We start from the raw sequence: 21918 nt of genomic DNA on the forward strand, positions 1-21918 counted from the left end.
CAATTTTGATTTTAATCCTGTATACTTACAACTAATATATATAACATTAATCTTTTTCAAGGGGTGAACAGATGAGTAAAAGAAATGTACTCCTTGCCGCTGCTGTTGGGGTTGCTATCGGATATTTGGCAAGAGAGCAAATCAGTAACTATCAAAAAATTACACCTGAAAGAGCATTGAATAATGCTAAAGAAATGTTTAAACGTAAAGGGCCAATTAGTGGTTCCTGGATCTATATGAAACCAGAGGAAATCGAAAAAAACGGTCTTCTTTACCGTGCATATCGTGGAGGTATCACACGAAATATTGATGGTGAAAATAAGCAATATGAATTCTATGTCGATGTGGAGACAGGTGGAATCGTTGATACAATAGAAACAATTGCCTAACCTTGCTTGCAACTTATGAAAACGAGGAATTCTTTTGTAGGAGACTGACCATTAGGCCAGTCTCTATTATTTAGTTATAGTCGTATCTTTCTCTTTTGACTTCATTTGTCTTCACACCGGATTCATAAAATTTAATTGCCCGAAGATATGCATCATGATAAAAGGTATACCACGCTTTTTTGCTATAACCGAAATCCATCCACTTTTCCTTAACATGGACGGAACGGATCGGATAATCATTATAAGCAAGTACCCATAATTTATTTTGATGTGCATGTGTTGGCATAATACCCGCCATATGAATAAATACTTCTTCCCCATCTTCAAATACAATGATGGAATGTCCATCACTATGCCCACTCGGGTAGATCATTTTTAATCCTTTTACAATTTCAATTTCCTTTTAAATGTTTCCACCTGATCAACGATAGGTTTCCAGTTCATTTCCCAATACGAATTCACAGAACGAATATTGGGCTTCCTCATCTCATGCCATTCAACTTCCGATGTATAGATAATTGCATTTTTAAACACGGTCTCATATGTATCCTCTTTAATCTTCTTTGTTAATCCACAAGCATTGTCATAATGCAAATTGGTCATAAGAACGGCATCTATATCATTGACAGTTAATCCACGCTTCTCCAATAAGTCTTTCAATTTCGATTGTTCAGGAACAACGAAATTCAGCAATTGTTTATCCGTTAATTTTCCATTACCAATCCCCGAATCAATCAGCAAATTTTTTCCATCGATTTGCAGTAATATAGGATCTGTGCGTAGTTCGATCTGATTTTTGTCATTATGCGGATATTTTTTCTACCATAATGCTTTAGGAACCACACCAAACATGGCACCACCATCCAAATGTGTTACCCCTCCATTTAACCACGTTAGGATTGCCCTTCCTACCTCAAGTGTTTCCATAGAACCATCCCCCTTCTTTATATTACAATTTTAGCGGAACACAGAACATTCTGCAAACTCAAATAAAATATTGTTGTTACGTTTCATTAATTAAAATGTATGAGATTGTATTATTATAAATTTTCAATATAAATAAATGGAAAATATATCATCTTTTTGCTATGATAAAAATTAACTATTTTATTTCAACTTGTGAATTATTTCACTAGAAAATTTCTACATATAAACTTTTTAGGGGTGTTATTTATGAAAAGCAATGAATTAAAATGGGCATTATCCATACTTGTGATTGTTCTGCTGGCTTACGTTCTTCCCTATACCTTGCTCACAGATATAATGAAATGGTATGGAAGCTTTTTAGTATGGATTGTTCTCGCACTGATTACGATTATTATCAATTACTTTTTAACGAAAGATTGGGGTAAATAAAATGACCACTACATTAGTTTGGAGTGCAATAGCTGCTTATATAGCTATTGCCTTGTTTGTTGCTTATTTGTCCAGAAAGGGCAAACAGGATAATATGGAAAGCTATTTTCTTGGAGACAGAAAACTTGGAGGATTTGTATCCGCACTAAGTTACAGTGCCACTACATATAGCGCATTTATGCTCGTCGGACTTGCCGGATTAACATATAACGGTGGTGTCGGCGCACTCGGGTTTGAACTGATTTACTTGATGGGTGTTTCCTTAGTTGCCTTTTTTGGACCACGATTTTGGGTTGTTGGAAAGAAATATGGCTATGTAACACCATCTGAAATGCTCGGTGACCGTTACAATAATAAACATGTAGCAATCATTGTAGCAATATCGAACTGTCTATTTCTAATCCCTTATAGCGCTGTTCAGCTTTCAGGTGTTGGTTATTTGCTCCAGGGTGTTACAAACAATGCAATCCCTTATTCGACAGGTGTAATTATTGCAACTGTCCTCGCCCTTATATTTTCCTATATTGCAGGAATCCGTTCGGTTGCATGGACAGATTCTTTGCAGTCTTTATTTATGATTATCGGCTCCACCCTCATTGTGATTGTTCTAATTAATGGTTTTGGAGGACTAAGTGGATTTTTTGAAAAGATAGAGACAAGCCAACCGGAATTGATGACAGTGCCTGGTAATGGATATTTCAGCTTTCTTACTTTTCTAGGACTTACCATTCCGTGGTTCTTTTTCAGCATCTCCAATCCACAGGTCAGTCAACGTTTATACATGCCGGCATCATTGAAAAGTCTAAAAACGATGTTAATGGGCTTTCTTGTGTTTGGTTTTATTTATACAATTGTCGCGGTCGTATGGGGATTCTCGGCCACCCTTCTGTTCCCTGGACTGGAAAACCCGGACCTCGCAACACCATTAGTACTGTCGTCGGAACTCGTACCGCCAATACTTGGTGTGATTGTCATGGTTGGAATTATGGCGGCTGCAGTATCAACCATCGATTCCATTCTGTTAACTTTATCATCCCTTTTTGCCAAGGATGTCTATGGAAATTTAAAGAAAAATACTACAGATCAAATGCAATTACGTATCGGAAAGATTGTCATTCCAATTATAGCTATTTTGGCATATCTCTTTGCTGAAATGGAATTGAGTTTAATTGCCGTGCTCTCCGTTGCTTCCTCTGCGGGTTTGATTGTCGTCGTTCCTGCAATAGTGGGTACTTTTTTCTGGAAGAGAGGAACAGCTGCTGGCGTGCTATCCAGTGTCACGATTGCTGGACTTATCGTTATTTTATTAGAGTTGTTCCAATTAAAACCATTAGGACTTGCTTCCGGACTGTGGGGAATTTCCATTTCAACCTTGCTTTTTATCGGAGTGAGTCTTGTAACACGTGCTCCTGAGGCAAAGGCAAATGAATTTTTATCTTATATTAGTGAAGCATTAAAAAAGGCCAAGTAACATAATAAACTATTGTTCTAATATCCTTTTTAGCCTAAAATTTCTTTCCATTTCGTGAATGGTTACTAATAATTTGGATAACCTATTAACATCAAATCACTAAACTGGAAAGGAAGTGAATATATGAAGTATTTGGGGCCTTTAATTATTAAATTTCTTATGACTACTGCAGTTTTATGGATTGTACTGGGGTTATTTTTCGGTGTTACATTTGGAGATATAATAATGACAAGTATTATTCTTACAGTTGTTGCTTCGCTTGGGGATCTATTCATTCTACCGCGAATTGGCAATACTGCAGCTTCGATTGCTGATTTTGCCCTTGCCTGGGTCGTTGTCTGGCTGGCAGGAATCAATATGTATGGAGAAGGAATTGCAATTGGGACAGCTGCATTTGTGTCAGCGATTGCGATTACTGTTGGCGAAGTTTTCCTCCATCGATACTTAAAAAATTCAGTTTTTAAAGATGAAAAGTATAGAGAAAGCAAGGTTGCCTATTTTCCTAACAATTATCAAACAGAGTTCAGTTCAGATAATGATGATGTTCAACCAAAAGATGAGAAATAAAACATATTTGAAGAAAAGTGAACTTTTATGAGTATTTTTCAAAATTCGGCAAATAATAGGTTGTGTAAAAGCCACTCCTACACTTGAGGAAATGTTTTTGCAAAACACAACTACCTGGAGGTAATATCATGGAAAACAATAACAACCAACGCAACAACAACAGAAATCGTAATGACAGAAACAACAACAACAACAACCAAAACAACAATGTTGACAATGTTGAATTTGCGAATGAATTTCTAGACAACAACAATGACAACAACAACAACAACAACCAACGTAATAACAAAGATCGTAATCGCAACAACAACAACAACAACAATAATAATAACAACAACCGTTAATTATTTGAGAGAGCCTGAGCATGGAATTTTCATGACTCAGGCTTTTAATTTTGTATAAGTTTTCTTTCCTAGAGAATTCTAATATTAATCTTAACTATCTGGAGGAATCAAATTGAGGGCTGTAACCTATCAAGGGAAATATAAAATGGAAGTAAAAAATATAGAAGCACCACGAATACAGGATGCACAAGATGTAATTATTAAGGTCACTTCAACAGCTATCTGTGGATCTGACCTTCATTTATACCAAGGCAATATACCTCTGCCAATAGATTACGTAATCGGACATGAACCGATGGGTATCGTTGAAGAAGTTGGCCCCGAAGTAACGAAAGTGAAGAAAGGAGACCGAGTCGTTATCCCTTTCACGGTTGCTTGTGGAACTTGTCCTTATTGTACCAATCACCTCGAGAGCCAGTGTGATAACTCCAATCCTCATTATGACTCTGGTGGTTATTTTGGATATTCGGAGAAGTTCGGTGACTACCCCGGTGGCCAAGCTGAATATCTTCGTGTACCATTTGGCAATTATACTCCATTTCTGATTCCTGAAGATTGCGAATTGGAAGATGAAAAATTACTCTTTCTCTCTGATGTGCTACCTACTGCATACTGGAGTGTGGTAAATGCAGGAGTTAAAGAAGGCGATACAGTTATTGTTCTTGGTTGTGGACCAATTGGCTTGATGACGCAAAAATTCGCCTGGCAAAAAGGTGCAGAACGGGTTATTGCGGTTGACTATTTCGACTACCGCCTAAATCATGCCAGTAATATTAACCGAACAGAAGTATTTGACTTTACCAAATACGATGATATGGGTGAAACTTTAAAAGAACTAACAAAAGGCGGAGCACATGTTGTTATTGACTGTGTTGGAATGGATGGGAAAAAGTCCCCACTTGAATTTGTCGAACAGAAATTAAAGCTTCAAGGTGGAACACTCGGACCGATACAAATTGCTACCAAGGCAGTTAAAAAAGGTGGAGTCGTGCAGCTAACAGGTGTATATGGAGGATTGTATAATATGTTTCCGTTAGGCCCATTTTTCATGCGGAATATTACATTGAAAACCGGACAGGCACCAGCACGAAGTTATATGAAGGAAATTTATGAGCAAATTAAAGACGGTAAAATTGACCCAACCGACATTATCACACATACACTTTCATTAGATCAAGCGGAACACGGATATGATATTTTTAACAGTCGTAAAGATGATTGTGTGAAAGTAATCTTAAAGCCATAGTGAGCGGGTTTAAAGCGTAGTTACTTACTGGTAAAACGAATAACACTTAATTTTCATTTGGAAATCCTGGTGCTTTACTGCATATAAATAAGGTTGCCCGATTCTTGAATTGGGACAACCTTTTTTAATATATACTTCAAATAATCAGTATCGCATCTTTAAAGCGTTATTTGCGATTTTCATATCATTTTGAAGTAGTTTTTTCAAATCATAGGCTGGATAAAGACCTTTTTTATACATGTAAGTAAAAACCATTTCATGGGTGTTAATAGCATTCTGCATTTGCTTGTTTAATGTTTGCCTTAGTGCAGGTGTGGCCGTTTCCGTAATTGCGATTGCATAATTTCGTACTGCTGTTTTCGAAAAAGCCAATAAATCCCCCGAGAAAAAACCTGTATCCGTGTTTCTTTCATCTTCTTCTCCTTCGCGGGGGGCTAACGAGTAAAAGCGAAGAAGTTCATTTAAGTTACCTTCCAAACCTTTTATCGTATGTTCATAAAGAGCACGTAATTCAGCGTCCTTTACCTCACCAATAAACTTTTTTAATTTCATTAATCCGACAGATTGAAATACAACAAGCTCATGTACTTCCAGTGTCTCATGCCATGCTAAATGGTTCGGTTGATTATGTTTCATTGTGTATGTTGCCTCCTTTTAAACTAGACAATTTCACTATATTCAACGAACTAATCAATGGGTACAGAATACATATGAATTGGGCACTTTAGAAATACTTAAATCACCTATATTGGCATACATTTTTGGATATTGAAATACGTTATCATTCACTTTTAAAAAATAAAAATTTCCAACAGATCTTACACTGGTTGGAAACTATTTATACTTATTTTAATGAAGATAACAAATAACTTTGAGCCAATTTTGCAGAATCCGCATCTGTATGAAGCTTATTGCGGATTTCTATGTTGTCAGTAGTTTGCGCAAGCGTTTCTAACCGCATTAAGATTCGGTCATTTTCTTCAATTATATACCGTAAATTAGCCATTTCTGTATGTGATAAGAAATAATTCAAGGTCGATGTTCCTTTCCTAGTTAATCTTTCTTTTTAATTTTCTCCGTAAAGTTAACAATTATACGATGTTCTACCTATTCATAACTTATTTTATGCAATACAAAAACACCTCCAATTTAAGTATATGGGAGGTGCAGTTTGTCTGATAACCAGCAGATGTTTTTTATTATGTTAAATCTGCGTAAACAGCTTCTGTAACGCTCAACAAGTCTGCTGGTGCTAATTCAATCTGCATTCCTCTTTTCCCTGCAGATAGTATAATTTTATCCATTGTTTTGGCAGTCGCTGCAACATATGTCGGAAAGTTTTTCTTCATTCCTATTGGTGAACAGCCTCCACGAATATATCCGGTAGTCGCCTCGATATCTTTCATACCGAGCATTTCTACTTTTTTATTGCCACTCACTTTTGCTAAAGCTTTCAAATCCAATTCATGTTCAGCAGGAATACAGGCAATTGTTACCCCTGTTTTTTCTCCGACGGTTACCAATGTTTTATAAATTTTATCAAGTGGCATTCCTATTTTTTCTGCTGCTGTTTTTGCATCCAGATGTTCCGCACTCCAAGGATATTCATGGACATAATAGCTGATTTTTTCCTTTTCCAGCATGCGAATCGCATTTGTCTTTTGTATTTTCTTCTTTTTCATTTCAGATCCCTCTTATGTGTTATATGGTTACATCTAGTTTAGCATAAATTAGATTAGTTAATATGTCCTATGTGTTGCATTCCCTCTTTATGGGTATAGAAAAACTAATATCGGAAGGAATGTTGTAGAAATGGAGGACTTTTATGTTACCAGAGCTTATCGATTCGAATTTTATCATCCTTGCGTTTTCACTTATACTCATTGTCAGCATCCTTGGAACTAAATTCGCATCGAAAGTTAATACCCCTTCCCTTGTTTTCTTTATCACACTGGGAATTCTCATTGGAAGTGAAGGGCTGAATATATTTGACTTTTACAATCCAAAGATAGCACAGTTAATCGGAATGATGGCATTAGTTGTTATTTTATTTGATGGTGGGATTAAAACAAATTGGACAACAATTAAACCAGTCGTTATCCCCTCCATATCCCTTGCCACACTTGGAGTGGTGATTACTTCATTTATTTTGGGGGTCGCTGCAAAGTACATTTTTGGGCTTAGTTGGCCCGAGGCTTTACTTATGGGTTCCCTCGTTGGTTCTACAGATGCTGCTGCAGTTTTTGCCATGTTAAAAGGAAAAAATATAAACGATCGATTGGAAGCAACACTGGAAGCGGAATCAGGTGCCAATGATCCGATGGCTGTATTTCTTACGGTTACACTTATTTCATTCGTACAAATGGAAAGTAATGGTGTTTTATGGTTATTTGGTAGTTTTCTATGGAATATGGGCGGGGGGCTCTTCATAGGTCTACTGATTGGATGGTTTGGAAATAAAGCGTTGCAGAGAGTTACATTGAATTCTAGCGGGCTTTATCCTCTACATGCCCTCTCATTTGCATTTCTCGCATATAGTGGAGCATCCTTATTGAATGCAAGTGGGCTACTAGCAGTGTACACTGCAGCCATCTACATTGGAAACACTGGATTAAAACATCGAAATGCAATTCTTCAGTTTAATGAGGGATTCAGCTGGATTGCTCAAATTGTCCTATTTATCACGCTTGGACTTTTTGTCATACCAAGTACTCTTTTTCAGTGGGAAATTATATGGAAAGCACTACTCTTATCCTTTATTCTTATGTTGATAGCTAGACCAATTGCAGCATTCCTATCCACTATTGGTATGAACTTTAATATACGGGAAAAATTACTCTTATCGTGGGCAGGGCTTCGTGGTGCAGTGCCTATTGTACTCGCACTTTTCCCAATGATAGCCGGAATTGAAAATAGTCAAGTTTATTTCAACGTTATATTCTTCGTCGTGTTAACATCAACGTTATTTCAAGGCACAACTATTTCATGGTTAGCAGAGAAATTAAAAGTGGTCAAGCCTGACAGCAATATACAAGTTAATCATATGGAGTTATTATCGATAGGAAAAAATAATTTGGAAATTGTAGAAATTGTTATAGGTGAAAATACAAAGGCGGTCGGAAAGAAAATTAAAAATCTTGGACTACCGACAAAGGCAAATATTACATTTATTCTGCGTAATGGTGAAACCGTTTCTCCACATGGTAATATTACACTCCAGGAGAATGACCTGCTCTACATTCTCACCCCAGACAATGAGGTTGAAAGAATGAAGAGCATATTAAAAGAATAGAGGTCATACTAGTGGATATTTTTAAAGCATCCACACTTTAATTTCTTATAGTTTGAATCCAGCGACTAGTTCGTTCATTTCTTCTGCTAGTTTTGCAAGTTGTTCAGAGCTTCTAGCGACTTCCTCTATGGAACTTGCGGATTGCTCGGCGGTTGCTGCAGCTTCTTCAACGCCTGCAGCAGCTTCTTCTGAAACAGAGGCAATCTCTTCAATAGAATTGTTCATCTCCTGACTGTTAGCTTCAATTTCTGAAAGGTTTTCTGAAACGATTCGGATTGTTTCTGCCATTTCGCTAACAGAGTTATTGATTTTCAAGAAAGTATCACCAGTTGTTTTGATTTGACTCGTACCCTGCTCCACTTCCTTGTATCCGTTTTTCAATGAATCTGCAACATTACTGGATTCCAATTGGATTGCAGAAACAAATCCCGTAATTTCAGTTACCGATTCAGATACTTGTTCAGCAAGTTTTCTTACTTCATCTGCAACAACAGCAAAGCCTTTTCCAGCCTCTCCAGCCCTCGCTGCTTCAATTGCCGCATTCAGTGCAAGTAGATTCGTCTGTCTGGCGATGCCCTGGATTACTTCAACTAGCTTGGAAATTTTCTGTGATTGCTTGTCGAGTTCCTCCATCTTCGTTACAGATTCCTGCACAATTCTATCAATCTTAACCATTTGCTGATTCGATAAATCCATTAGTTGCTTGCCTTCAACTGTTGATTGGAGAACATCTTCGGAAGAGCGCCTTACTTGTTCACCCTTTACATTTGTCTCCTGTATATTTAAGGAAAAATTACCCATCGTGCTTGCCAATGAACTTGCACTGTTTGCCTGTCTTTCGGTTCCCGCAGCAATTTCCTGCATCGTCATTGAAATTTGCTCCGAACCACTTTTAACTTCTACTGATGATTGCGTCATTTCCTCACTTTGGGAAGCAACATTTGTGGATGCTGTGGCAACCTGTGATAATGTGTCATGCAAATTATCCCTCATTACCTGCATGGATTTGGTCAATTGGCCAATCTCATCATTTCGTTTACTGTCCTTTATCGCCAACCTCAAATTACCTTTTGATAGCTCAATCATTAACTCGGAGATCCTTCGAATTGGATTCGCAATAGAACCACTAAAGATGACAGATACAATCGACACGATAATTAAGACAATTAACGCAATCAGCAATCCAATCGACAAAATTTGCTGATTTGTTTCCTTCATTGTCGATATATCTTGAGTTATTCCAATGACCCCAATCGTATCATTTCCCGTTGGATCAATCATCGGTAAATAAGAATTCATTGTTTGATCATCCGTTTCTGCGACCTTTTCTCCTCCAATAACCGATGCTAAAACGGTTCCATCATCTAATTTCCCTCCGATGTTTTCTGGTACAGAAGACTGAACAATTTCTCCTCCTGTATTATATAAGTCAATGGTTACTCCCTGTAGTTTTTCACTCATTTGATTTAGGAATGTGTCATCCACTCCCATTTGCAGTGTCCCGATTATTTCATTATTCAACAGAATCGGGGAAAAGGCACGTACAGATAGACCCGATTTTCCAAATTCAAAACCGGATATAGACTCCCCTTCTAGAGCATATTGAATCGCTTCTATATCACTTTTGTCATCCCCAAATGTTGTCGGTTCATGTCCTCTGAAATAAACCATTCCATTGCTATCACCAAATTCAAGGACTTCAATGTTGTGTTCAGAATTCAAACGTGAATAAACCCCATTTACTAGATTAAGCAGTGTATCACGGTCATCTACATGAAGCGCCTCAGCAAAATCCGTGTTTTGTGAATATATTTTGGTAATATCTAGAAGATCTCCCGCCACATTATCAAATTCAGATTGAATGATATGTTCCATATTAGCTTGTTGATCCGTTATCAGTTTATTAAAACCATTGGATGTCGTAAGAGAAATTAGAGCAATCGTAACAACCAATGGAATAATTGTTATTGCTAGAAATATCGTAATTAATTTCTTTTTTAAACTATTTGTTGCAAATATCTTTTTCATCTAGTAATCTCCTTATGTATCGTCTTTTATGTTTACACCCTGAATTAATATCGGTCCGAAAAGTGTATTTGTGTAGAACATTTCATCTAAAATCACTTTCATCTAGTAAATCAATAATATATTAGGGTTCGAAAGCATAAAAAATACCGCTACCAAACTTTAAATAGTTGGTAGCGGTATTTTTAGTAGCCTACTGCTTATTTCTACGTATCTCTTTCATTCGAACAAATCTTTCGAGTTTATCAAGCTCATAAAAGAGTTCAATGATACTGTTTGCAATTGGAAATACATATTCCCATTTTTCATAATCAGATCCTTGCAGTGTTTCAATCAAATTATTAATCGTAATCCGCATTGCAATTTTAGTTTCTTTTTGAAGATCACTATCTAAAATAATTCTATCTTCATACATTAACAATACATTCTCACTATAGGTATTCATTTCACTTACGAGATTTTTAATTAAATGTGATTTTCCACTCTCAATAACTTCTATATTTTCAAGATTTATTTCAAGTTGCTGAATTAAAGTATGTTTCTTGCGCAGTACCCGAATCATATGTTTATATATAACGATATTGCGTAAGAAATCGATTCTCTTACGGATGAATAAACTATTTCTCTCATCAGATATAATTTCAAAATAATCCCTAGATTTATTGATTAGTTTTTCAACTTCCCTGTCTTCATCTTTCATATGGGGGACACTCATTGTTTTATTTGGAATAACTCGCAACAAGAAATTTGTCTTTTCACTAGCTTTTTTAATCATACTAAATAAGATTTTCTGATGATCAGGTGGATATACGAGAACATTTACAATAAATGCTGAGATTACACCGATACCAACAAGTGATAATCGTTCTAAAACATAAATGATATTAATTGTATCTTCATAACTCGCAAGCATCATATTCACAATGGTCAACACGGTTAGGCTCACCGTTTTATTCAATCCAAGCCTGATATTGATTGCAATTGATATAATTACTACTGCCCCTACTGAGATTGGATTATTACCAACCAAAACCATTCCAAGCAATGCAAATATCAGACCGATTCCATTAGAAATGACAACTTCTTTTATATATTTAAACGAGCGCATAATGGAGGGCTGCATTGCCAATACCGCAGCCATTGCAGCTACAATTTCCAGCTCCATCTCTAAGATACCTGTTATTAATAATGTCAAAGCAACCGCTAGACCAGTTTTCACCATCCGCGGCCCAATATTAAAATCCATTTCTCTCTGCACCTCACTAGCAAATAGTATACCCCTTTAAACAAAAACTGTCACTTCCCAAAAACTGAACAGTGGCCGTCACTCCCCGATTTTTGTCTATTTCCGTTTATTTAGTTCTGACCACGATAAAGTAGACTTGCCGACTGACTTTCTTGTTAGAGGCTTAGTCGCACTTATACCCTCGTGGTGAAAGTCAACATCCATTCGCTTTCAGCTTAAGGTGTTTCCTTTATCTCCGGCGAAGGAATGTTCAACAAGAACGCCACATCACGTGGATACTTTAAACCATCCTCGTCCTGTGGGGCGCAGTCTAATAGCTCCCAAACGGTCGCCTACACTTCCTAAATATTGTCACTTCCCGATTTTTGTCGAATGTGTTGTTCTTATTTTATACATAAAAAAATCTGTATCGCAAAGAATCGTATTTTGCGTTACAGATTTTTTTCGTTTTCATATACTTTTAACTCTCAAAACGTTTTAGCTTATCTTATTATTTTTAGTTGAATCGTCTATACCTTTATTATCACTTCTTTTTCCCCACCAGGTTGCCAAAAGTGGTCCAGAAATATTATGCCAGACACTGAAGATTGCACTTGGTACAGCAGCAATTGGAGCAAAGTGTGCCATGGCTAATGTGGCGCCAAGTCCTGAATTTTGCATGCCAACTTCAATCGATACTGCTTTTTGTTCATCTAAATCCAATTTAAATACTTTAGCTAATAAGAATCCAACCAGAAGACCTAAAACATTATGTAGTACAACAACTGCAAAAATAAGTAATCCTGTTGTGATGATAGATTCTTTATTCACTGCAACAACTGCAGATGCTACCGCAACAATCCCAATAACTGAGACAAGTGGTAATGCAGTAACACTTTTCTTCACTTGTTTACTGAACATCAATCGAACTATTACCCCTAATGCGATTGGTAGTAATACAACCTGTACAATCGACATAAACATAGCCCCGAAAGATACTGGAAGCCATTGACTTGCTAACAACAATGTCAAGGCAGGTGTTAAAATTGGTGCTAATAATGTTGAAATGGATGTGATCGTTACAGATAAAGCTGTATTTCCTTTTGCCATAAAAGTCATTACATTAGAAGCAGTTCCACCCGGACAGCACCCAACCAAAATGACGCCGACCGCTACTTCTGCCGGCAATTGAAAAAGGTATGCCAGTCCAAATGCAAGCAATGGCATGATGGTATACTGTGCCACAACCCCAATTAATACACTTTTAGGTGCTTTAATTATCCCTTTAAAATCACCTGCTTTAAGTGTAAGCCCCATTCCAAACATTATGATACCTAACAGGAGTGAAATATGTGGAGCAATCCATGTAAAGCCTTCCGGAACAAAAAAACTAAATAATGCAAAAATAATTACCCATAATGCGAACGTGCTTTGAGCAAAACTACTAATCTTCCCTATCGTCTTCAACTATATTGCCCCCTCTATGAAAAATAAACGGAAAACTATTTGAATTAACAATTAACATCCGATTAATTGATGATTTTAGCATAAAAACAAGAAGAAAGATAGAAATTTTTCACTCAATTTAAAATAAACATAGTAATTTATTATAAATGATTATATTTTTTTGTATGGTATAATTACAACACTAAAATATATTGTGCTTTGGAAAGAAAGGTGATTCAGATGTTTAAAAAGTTAATGAAGCAATTAAAACACCTCTCTCAAGGAAGTAGCGGAAGAAGACATAGCAGGTACCGTAAAAGAAGCAGTGATGACCGATATCGTTATCATCGCGGAAGCAGTAGTGATCGCAAATATGGCTATCGCCGTGGAAGCAGTAGTAGTAATCACCGGTTTAGACAGTCTCCAATGAGCGGAAGCAAACGCTATAAAAACAGAAAAAGATACAGTAGCAGCTAATTTTGTTTTCTGCATGCTTGAAGTGCCTTCTTAAAATCTGCTTTAATTTCTGAAGTAGTATCATAGCGCTTTTCTATGCCCAATAGTCTTTTCAGTAAGTATACCGTCTCTTGTTCCAACGTAAGTTCTTCCGTCCATGGAAGAGCTTTTTTATTTCTAGTCGAATAAGTGGTATAAAGCAGAAACAGCAATATATCTCCCAGGTCGTAATAATCCTGCTGTTTCATCTTCTCAACCTCTCCCCTCTGATTTTGCCATGTTTTGCTCATATCCTTAGCAAGACCAAAATCGATTAAAAAGGGCTCCGACTCTTTCAACATAATATTCGGTATTCTCAAATCCTGATGGTAAATATGTTGGTTATGTAGATAATCAACCATTTTAAGCAACTTTGAAAATGTGCTTAATGATTCTTCCTCATTAAATGTTTTATTATGTGAAAAGATTTGGTCGTCTATGTTATCTGCCTCGATGTAATTCATCACATAAAAATAATTCTTTTTCAGTGAAAAAGAATTATAAAGTTTCGGGAGATTGGGATGATTCATTTTTTTAAGAATCGATATCTCATTTGTGAAAAGATGCAAACCATCTTTTTTAATTCGCTTACTTGTCCTAAGCTGCTTCACAACTCTTATTTCATTTTCTCTTACATCCCTGCAGAGATATACCATTCCAAAACTCCCGGAACCAATTAATTTCAAAATCTCATAATGATTATTCAACAATTGTCCGTTTTTATAATAGTTATCCAGAAAGAATTTCATCAATATGGCTACCACTTCCCTATGAATTCTAAATAGTATCGCTCTTATTATATTCGGGAAAGTTATGTTTTGGAAATGAAAAGACCTGTTGGACAAATCTTCAACAGGTCTTTCCATTCTCTATATTCCGATTGAAAAATACTTCACTTCTAAATACTCGTCCATCCCCTGATGGCCACCTTCCCGGCCAATCCCACTTTCTTTGAATCCACCGAATGGTGCTTGGGCTGTTGATGGTAGTCCATCATTGATACCAACAATCCCATATTCCAGTTTTTCGCCAACACGAACTGCCTTGGAAATATTTTCAGTGAATAGGTATGCGGCAAGGCCATAGGCTGAGTTGTTTGCACGTTTAATCACTTCATCCTCAGAAGTAAATGTGGACACTGGTGCCAGTGGGCCAAATGTTTCCTCATTCATACAAAGCATATCATCAGAAATATTTGCGATCACCGTAGGCTCAACGAAAAATCCATTACCTTCCTCATAGCACTTACCACCGTAAAGGAGTTCAGCGCCTTGATCCAATGCATCCTGGATATGTTTATTTACCTTTTCAAAGGCATCTTTATCAATGAGCGGTCCAACATCGACACCTTCTTCAAGACCATTTCCAATTTTTAATTCAGCCACTTTTTCTTTAAATTTTTCATTAAAGACGTCCACAATATTTTCATGTACGTAGATCCGGTTACTGCAGACACATGTTTGTCCAGCATTGCGGAATTTTGATCCAACTGCACCTTCTACTGCTTTGTCTAGGTCAGCATCTTCCATTACGATGAGTGGAGCATGTCCCCCAAGCTCCAATGAGATTTTCTTTACGGTAGCAGCTGATTTTTCCATAAGTAATTTACCGACTTCGGTTGAGCCTGTAAAAGAGATTTTACGGACTCTTGTATCTTCCATCCAAGCATCACTTATTTCACCGGAATCACCAGGTAAAATAGTCAATACTCCTTCGGGAATTCCCGCTTTTAACGCCAGTTCACCAAGCTTTATTGCAGTAAGTGGGGTAGCACTTGCAGGTTTTACAACCGCTGTGCAGCCTGCCGAAAGTGCCGGTGCAACTTTCCTTGTAATCATCGCCGCAGGGAAGTTCCACGGAGTAATTGCTGCGATGACTCCTACAGGCTGTTTGTGAACTAATATTCTTTTATTGCGTGAAGACGAGGGAATCGTTTCACCGTAGATTCGCTTCCCTTCCTCTGCATACCAAGAAATGAAGCTGTTTGCATAAATGATTTCACCTTTTGCTTCCTTCAGTGGTTTACCTTGTTCCATTGTCATTGTTCTCGCCAGTTCTTCCAATTCTTCCTCAATTAAGTCATGCCATTTCATTAACAGATTGCTGCGTTCATATGCAGTTCTTTCCGACCATTCCTTGAACGCTTCATATGCAGCATCAACAGCAGCAGATGCCTCTTTCTTTCCCCCAAGCGCAATAGAGGTAATCTTCTCTCCATTCGCCGGGTTGAATACATCAATCATTGATTGTGTTTCAGACATAATTAAAACCTCCTGTATAATTAGGGTTCTTATCGTTTGATTATACTCCTTGTTTAATTAGTGGATAGTAAACTAGTACCTGGGGGGCACCAAGGACAAACAGATAGCCTAGAGTTAAACCTAGACTATCTACCAACAAAACTTATGGAATGAAAGTGTACTCAGCCATAGAAGTGCATCCAAGCTTCGTGTATTCCTCCAGCGCAATTCTTCGTTGCCCGGTATAATTTGGGGTGCTCCTCAATCTCCAGCAGCTCTTCTTGTGAATTGGCAACGATGACAGATGGATAACCCAATGTCAACATTTCCAGATCATTACCGGAGTCACCCGCCACAAGAATGGAGGTATCACTATTTGTGTATTTTTCCACAATAAAACGAAGTGCCTCACCCTTACCACTGCCGGTCGGTAAAATATCAATATCTCTGCCTGAGCTGAATATAAATTTATGCGCAATCCCAGCCGTTTCAAGAGCCATTTTAAACTTCCCCGCCAATGCAGAACTGTTATCTGCTTCTATTTGAAAAGAAACTCGACGGTCATCCGGTAACTGTTGAACCCTAATTTGCGGAAAGTCCTTAGCGACTGCACGAATGGCATCCGGGTTCCAATCCTTCTTCATTTTTTTCTGCCACTTAGGATCAGCTTGCCAGGTATCTCCTTCATAAATACTTGTACCAACATCTGTCACGAGGAGTTTCGGTATAGGGAGGTTTTCTTCTTTGATAAGAGAAGTTGCTGATTCAAGATGTCTGCCTGTTATATAAACCAATGTAACTTCGTATGGCAGACTTTCATAATAATTGATTAGTAGCTTTAGACCATTCGTATCACCAACAAAGGTGCCATCAAGGTCAGTCGCCAACATGTGCGTGACTGCCGACATCGCTTAACACCTCATATGTCTTACTCATTTGCTGGGCAATTGTATCCCAGTTGAAATAGTTCTTCGCACGTTTAGATGCTTGTACCCCGAGTCTTTTTACTAAAAGACTGTCATATGTCAGTTCATTTACTGCTTCTGCTAATTGTTTGGAGCATTTCGGCTTAGTCAGTAATCCAGATTCCTTATCTGCAACTACATTCTTTAAACCACCTACATCCGATGCGATGACAGGTGTTCCACATGCCTGTGCTTCTGCAGCAACCATTCCAAAGGATTCATAATAGGAAGGTACGATTACAGCAGTAGCCATATTGAATAATTCAGCCAGTTCTCCTTGGGACTGTGGACCAATAAAATCAACATATGATTCCATTCCTTTTATCATCCCTCTTAAATCTGAATCATATGGTATTTTCGCGATGGAATCTACATCATTTTCTCCTCCTCCAGCAATAACGAGACGGGGTGGACGGTTCGATTGCATATGAATATCTTGAAAAGCTTCGAGCAATGTATATATTCCTTTTGTTTTTTCAAGTCGTCCCGCAAAAGCAAAAGTTGATGAACTAGATTGCTTTCTTTTCGTATATGGATGAAATACGGGATCGACGCCAATCGAAGAAAGTTCCACTTTCACATCATTTCCCGCAAACTTCTTAATTAAATTCCGTTCACTTGGAGTAGTAGCAATAACCCGATCTGCCCCTTGCAATATCATTTTTTCAGCACGCAGACGCCTTTGTTCTACCTTTTCCTGTGCTTCTAATTTGGCCGCACCAAGCGAATGTGATGTATGAACAAGTGGTTTGTTATATTCATCTTTTATATATAGGCCAAGCAACCCGGATAACCAATAATGGGAATGAATAATATCATAGGATTCGAGCTGTACTGTTTGTCTGAGTTCTTCATAAAAAGTTGTTAATAGCCGATACATTTTCGTTTTCGGCATATATCCTTTATGTCCTGCCGCTATCCGAATAACCCGGCAGTTTTCACCAAATCCCTCTATCATCGGTGCTTCAGGGTTACTCCAATGTGTAATACAATCAATTTTTATTCCTTTATCATCTAATGCAAGCGCCAGTTGTTTAACATAGTTGTTCTGTCCACCAGATTGCTCGCCTCCGAGCTTCGCTAGTGGATCTCCGTGATCTGAAATAAAGAGAACTCTTTTCCCCAAAACACAACATCTCCTTAACTTAATTATCTCTTTTTTCTATTTCCCTGATTTTCTCCAGCTAAACATTTAGCAATCCAACTAAAGTTTGTATTTTCCATCAGTACATACTAAAAATAAAATGATATTCCATAAAAATAAAACTCTGGGACAATATGTTTTCAACTGTTATGTTCTAGTCCTCATTTTTGTGTAACGGTAAACCTTGCAGATTACTTCATTACTCTACATTTAATCATATACTCCTCAGAATCTTGTTAATAAATTACTTCAGCTCAGGAAACAATAAAATGAATGATTACATACACCTCTATAATATGTTAGGAGCTAAATAAATGAATTCTTCCAATCATCGTAAAGAAAGAGATACTCTAGGAGAAATTATGGTCCCCAAGGATGCTTATTATGGATCACAAACCCAACGTGCCATTAATAATTTTCAAATTAGCGGAAGGCATCTACCTCGGACTTTTATTAAAGCACAAGGAATAATTAAAGCTTCTGCTGCTTTTACAAATATGGAATTGGGTAGACTTTCTAAAACTACTGGAGAGGCGATCATTCAAGCTGCAGAGGAGGTAATTGAAGGGAAATTTGATGACCAGTTTGTCGTTGATGTGTATCAAGCAGGAGCCGGGACATCCCAAAATATGAATATTAATGAGGTAATTGCAAGTCGGGCTTCAGAAATCTTAAATGGAAGGTTAGATTCACATCACGTGCATCCACATGATCATGTGAACATGACTCAATCAACGAACGACACATTTCATTCAGCAATCCATATAGCAGCTGCAGAAATTATTAATCAAAGACTACTACCGTCTGTTTCACATTTACAAAAGGAGCTCGAGAAAAAATCCATTGCGTTTATGCCCATCATGAAATCAGGAAGGACACATTTACACGATGCTCTACCGATCAGATTAGGACAGGAATTTTCCGGTTATGCGGAAACAATCAAGTCTACCTACCAGCAAATTGAAGAGACAACTGACGCGTTATATGAAATAGGATTAGGTGGACAAGCAATCGGTACAAAGATGAACTTACCACCCGAATACATCCCAAAGGTCATTGCAGAAGTTTGCAAACGGACAAACCTGCCTTTTCGTGAACCGTCAAATATGTTCCAGTTTATACAAAATACAAATGCACCGATTCGTACGATGCTTGCATTAAAAGAATTATCCATTCATCTAATTAAAATAACTAGTGATCTACGCCTATTAGCATCTGGCCCAAGAACAGGTTTAGCTGAAATCACCCTTCCATCTGTTCAACCCGGCTCAACAATTATGCCAGGAAAAGTTAATCCGGCTATTTTAGAGATGACCCATATGGTATGCTGCCAAGTTATCGGCTATGAAACCGCAATTGCAACGGCCGGGATGGCAGGTCAGTTAGAAATTAACGTCATGATGCCACTAATCGCTCACACCTTACTGGATTCACTTGAAATACTCTCAAACACTATTCCTACAATGGTAAATAAATGTATCATCGGCATTCAGGGTAATGAGCAAATTTGCAATAATTACATGCAGGAGAGCCTGGCACTCGTAACTGCTTTAAGCCCTATTATGGGGTTTGATCTTGCATCTCAAATTGGAAAAGAAGCGGATGATAAAAATGTAACAATAAAGCAAGTACTTCAGGAAAGGAATTTAGACACGCCAGAGATTATAAAGGCATTAAATCCTAAAGGGATGGTTTAACTATTTTGAAGGTAACAATAAATTCCAAGAGGTGGTAGCTTGAAGAAGAATAATGTGGTTGAAGTTATAGACCCTATTTTAAAAAGGCGCATGGAACAAGAAATAAATGGCTTAAAATTCACGAAAAACTTCCGCTCGTCTACGGCTGAAGAATGGTATGTTTTTTTGCCCGGATTTGAAGACAGGAAAACCGGCGGGGCAGCAGGTAAAGCTATTATTCATTACAATTTATGGGGGAATCAGAATATTTTCATCAACACAACAATAATTTTTGACGATCCAGAATTATATGATCAAGCATTGCACCCCCTCGTATATTCCATTGCAGATGAAATTGTAAACAGACTTGTTGGGTATGCAAATACACTACTTTCTGTACATGCAGGAAGTAATTCGTACAATGCCGAATATAAATCATAGTAAAAATTCGCGACAAAAAGACCAGATTGAATTTTTCTCTACAATCTGGTCTCTTGAGTGTTATCTTAGTTGTGCTTGTTAATATACAAACGCATATTATCCTTCATCCCTGACAAACAAATGGTTGCAGGGTCACTATCAATATCAAATTCAACCGTTGAACCATCGATAGGTAATGTTTTCTCAAAAATTTCTTCATACTCTGGTACGGATACTTCTGTTCTTGTATCAAATAATTGTTTGTGATAATCAACATGTAAATGCTCACGATAATTTGGTTGCAGAATGCCAGTAAAGAATTCTCCAACTGCTCCAGATCCATAACTAAATAAGCCAATTCGGGAGCCAGCCTGTAAATTTTCATTTAACTCAAGAAGTGAAAGTAAACTCAAATAAAGTGAACCAGTGTAAATATTTCCCACATTTCTATTATATGTGGTACTAATCTGGTAATTCTCCACTAATCTCTCTTGATCTTTCTCTGTTCCTTGTTCCAAAACAGTTCTCAATGCCTTGAGTCCCATTTTTGTGTATGGTAAATGGTAGCAGATCGCTTCAAAGTCAGCAAGTCCTAAGCCAGATTTTGATTTATACGATTCCCATACTTTTTGGAAAAATAAAATATATTGCTCATTAGAAAATTTGCCGTCAACGAAAGCTTTATCCGAATAAATTGGTCGCCAAAAATCCATAATATCATCTGTCAAATAAGCACTTTTATCTTCTAATGCCAAAATTTTCGGATCTGCACTGATAACTAATGCAACGGCTCCAGCACCCTGTGTAGATTCTCCGGAAGTGTTCAGGCCGTATCTTGCAATATCAGAAGCTAGTACCAATACTTTACTCTCCGGATTTAATGCAACATGTCCTTTTGCCATTTGAATTGCTGCTGTTGCACCATAGCAAGCCTGCTTTAATTCAACTGAACGGGCATGTGGGTTTAATCCGAGTAAGCCGTGAACATAGACTCCTGCTGATTTTGAGTTATCAATACCTGATTCTGTACCAAATATAACGAAATCTATTTTCTCCTTATCCTGCTCATCTAAAATCTCCAGGGCAGCATTTGCGGCTAATGTAACAGGGTCCTGTGTAATCGGAGCAATCGACATCTTCTCCTGACCGATACCGATTGTAAATTTAGCTGGCTCTACGTTTCTTGCTAGAGCTAAATTGTTCATATCAACATATAAATGTGGTGCATAAAAACCAATTTTATCTATACCAATATTCAATGTTATTCTCCTTATCTACTTATGTATTATTTTTATAACGAAAAAAGTAGTATGTATAAGCTATTGCTTCGTGATAGGATTCACAAATACATCTTCCGCTCAAAATCCAATATGTAAATGATAATATAACCACACCTAAAAAAGCAACTATGAGTGCCTTTCACTCCACGAGTTTTGTAGACTCTATAAATAGTACATATGTCTATACAAGTTGTGGCTAGTTGCGGCTCCCAGGAGCTCACAGACTTCCTGACACCTCCGTCCGATAAAGAAGACTTGCCGACTGACGAAGGAATGAGGCTTAGTCGCACTTATACCCTTGTGGTGAAAGTCAACATCGACTCACTCCGTTCGCCGT

Annotated in this window: 20 protein-coding genes and 1 pseudogene; 10 read left to right on the top strand and 11 right to left on the bottom strand. The window is 37.5% G+C overall.

The features are described 5' to 3' along the window. The first annotated feature begins 71 nt into the window (after positions 1-71). Positions 72-389 carry a PepSY domain-containing protein gene (locus tag BV906_RS02860; RefSeq protein ID WP_087971955.1) on the top strand — a complete coding sequence of 106 codons (318 nt, stop codon included), beginning with the start codon at positions 72-74 and terminating at the stop codon, positions 387-389. A gap of 70 nt (positions 390-459) precedes the next feature. On the opposite strand, the pseudogene BV906_RS02865 reads toward BV906_RS02860, so the two are convergent. Continuing rightward, a pseudogene (locus tag BV906_RS02865) lies at positions 460-1316 on the bottom strand (MBL fold metallo-hydrolase). Positions 1317-1562: 246 nt separating this feature from the next. Between BV906_RS02865 and BV906_RS02870 the strand changes: the two are divergent. The 5 genes from BV906_RS02870 (at position 1563) to BV906_RS02890 (ending at position 5373) form a co-directional block, all read left to right on the top strand. Beyond that, the gene (locus tag BV906_RS02870) at positions 1563-1745 is read left to right on the top strand and encodes a hypothetical protein (protein ID WP_087971956.1); all 183 of its coding nucleotides are present in this window, start codon (positions 1563-1565) and stop codon (positions 1743-1745) included. Between the two features lies 1 nt (position 1746). Then, positions 1747-3216 (top strand): sodium:solute symporter family protein, encoded by a 1470-nt coding sequence (locus tag BV906_RS02875; protein WP_087971957.1) that lies wholly within the window; start codon positions 1747-1749, stop codon positions 3214-3216. A 123-nt stretch (positions 3217-3339) separates the two neighbouring features. Continuing rightward, complete coding sequence (locus tag BV906_RS02880) at positions 3340-3783, top strand: YndM family protein (protein WP_087971958.1); 444 nt, start codon at positions 3340-3342, stop codon at positions 3781-3783. Positions 3784-3911: 128 nt separating this feature from the next. Further along, positions 3912-4127, top strand: coding sequence for a hypothetical protein (locus BV906_RS02885; protein ID WP_087971959.1), 216 nt, complete (start codon positions 3912-3914; stop codon positions 4125-4127). Between the two features lie 112 nt (positions 4128-4239). Continuing rightward, positions 4240-5373: a zinc-dependent alcohol dehydrogenase gene (locus BV906_RS02890; RefSeq protein WP_087971960.1), complete on the top strand. Its 1134-nt coding sequence runs from the start codon at positions 4240-4242 to the stop codon at positions 5371-5373. Between the two features lie 144 nt (positions 5374-5517). Here BV906_RS02890 and BV906_RS02895 read toward each other — a convergent pair whose 3' ends face one another. Together BV906_RS02895 and ybaK are read right to left on the bottom strand one after the other, a co-directional pair. Continuing rightward, positions 5518-6009: a spore coat protein gene (locus tag BV906_RS02895; protein ID WP_087971961.1), complete on the bottom strand. Its 492-nt coding sequence runs from the start codon at positions 6007-6009 to the stop codon at positions 5518-5520. A 563-nt stretch (positions 6010-6572) separates the two neighbouring features. Then, entirely contained in the window at positions 6573-7055 is a 483-nt protein-coding gene (gene ybaK / locus BV906_RS02905; RefSeq protein ID WP_087971963.1) for a Cys-tRNA(Pro) deacylase, read from the bottom strand. Positions 7056-7198: 143 nt separating this feature from the next. Between ybaK and BV906_RS02910 the strand changes: the two genes are divergently transcribed. After that, a complete protein-coding gene (locus BV906_RS02910; RefSeq protein ID WP_087971964.1) occupies positions 7199-8665 on the top strand; it encodes a potassium/proton antiporter in 1467 nt (488 codons plus the stop codon). A 45-nt stretch (positions 8666-8710) separates the two neighbouring features. On the opposite strand, the gene BV906_RS19700 is transcribed toward BV906_RS02910, so the two are convergent. The 3 genes from BV906_RS19700 to BV906_RS02925 all read right to left on the bottom strand — a co-directional run bounded on the left by BV906_RS19700 (position 8711) and on the right by BV906_RS02925 (position 13382). Then, entirely contained in the window at positions 8711-10693 is a 1983-nt protein-coding gene (locus BV906_RS19700; RefSeq protein WP_245843801.1) for a methyl-accepting chemotaxis protein, read from the bottom strand. A gap of 190 nt (positions 10694-10883) precedes the next feature. Further along, positions 10884-11936 (bottom strand): FUSC family protein, encoded by a 1053-nt coding sequence (locus BV906_RS02920; RefSeq protein ID WP_087971965.1) that lies wholly within the window; start codon positions 11934-11936, stop codon positions 10884-10886. Between the two features lie 477 nt (positions 11937-12413). Further along, positions 12414-13382: a bile acid:sodium symporter family protein gene (locus BV906_RS02925; RefSeq protein WP_087971966.1), complete on the bottom strand. Its 969-nt coding sequence runs from the start codon at positions 13380-13382 to the stop codon at positions 12414-12416. A gap of 219 nt (positions 13383-13601) precedes the next feature. On the opposite strand from BV906_RS02925, the gene BV906_RS19080 reads away from it, so the two are divergent. Next, positions 13602-13838, top strand: a complete 237-nt coding sequence (locus BV906_RS19080; RefSeq protein ID WP_176330247.1) for a hypothetical protein — start codon at positions 13602-13604, stop codon at positions 13836-13838. Here BV906_RS19080 and BV906_RS02935 read toward each other — a convergent pair. The 4 genes from BV906_RS02935 to BV906_RS02950 form a co-directional block, all read right to left on the bottom strand. Continuing rightward, the gene (locus tag BV906_RS02935) at positions 13835-14605 is read right to left on the bottom strand and encodes a protein kinase domain-containing protein (RefSeq protein ID WP_176330258.1); all 771 of its coding nucleotides are present in this window, start codon (positions 14603-14605) and stop codon (positions 13835-13837) included. The two genes, BV906_RS19080 and BV906_RS02935, sit on opposite strands and share 4 nt — an antisense overlap. Positions 14606-14725: 120 nt before the next feature. After that, positions 14726-16117, bottom strand: a complete 1392-nt coding sequence (locus tag BV906_RS02940) for an NAD-dependent succinate-semialdehyde dehydrogenase (protein WP_087971968.1) — start codon at positions 16115-16117, stop codon at positions 14726-14728. Positions 16118-16278: 161 nt separating this feature from the next. Continuing rightward, on the bottom strand, positions 16279-17004 hold the full coding sequence (locus BV906_RS02945; RefSeq protein WP_245843803.1) for an HAD-IIB family hydrolase: 726 nt from the start codon (positions 17002-17004) through the stop codon (positions 16279-16281). Beyond that, positions 16973-18187 carry a glycosyltransferase gene (locus BV906_RS02950; protein WP_087971970.1) on the bottom strand — a complete coding sequence of 405 codons (1215 nt, stop codon included), beginning with the start codon at positions 18185-18187 and terminating at the stop codon, positions 16973-16975. Before BV906_RS02950 ends, BV906_RS02945 begins: the two co-directional genes overlap by 32 nt. A 332-nt stretch (positions 18188-18519) precedes the next feature. Here BV906_RS02950 and BV906_RS02955 point away from each other — a divergent pair, with 332 nt between their 5' ends. Together BV906_RS02955 and BV906_RS02960 are read left to right on the top strand one after the other, a co-directional pair. Beyond that, the gene (locus BV906_RS02955; protein ID WP_087971971.1) at positions 18520-19902 is read left to right on the top strand and encodes a class II fumarate hydratase; all 1383 of its coding nucleotides are present in this window, start codon (positions 18520-18522) and stop codon (positions 19900-19902) included. 90 nt (positions 19903-19992) lie between these two features. Then, positions 19993-20322 (top strand): hypothetical protein, encoded by a 330-nt coding sequence (locus BV906_RS02960; protein WP_087972160.1) that lies wholly within the window; start codon positions 19993-19995, stop codon positions 20320-20322. Positions 20323-20387: 65 nt separating this feature from the next. On the opposite strand, the gene BV906_RS02965 is transcribed toward BV906_RS02960, so the two are convergent. Beyond that, positions 20388-21560: a hydroxymethylglutaryl-CoA synthase gene (locus BV906_RS02965; RefSeq protein WP_087971972.1), complete on the bottom strand. Its 1173-nt coding sequence runs from the start codon at positions 21558-21560 to the stop codon at positions 20388-20390. Between the last annotated feature and the right edge of the window lie 358 nt (positions 21561-21918).

The sequence above is a fragment of the Oceanobacillus rekensis genome (assembly GCF_002153375.1).
Lineage (GTDB): Bacteria > Bacillota > Bacilli > Bacillales > Amphibacillaceae > Oceanobacillus > Oceanobacillus rekensis.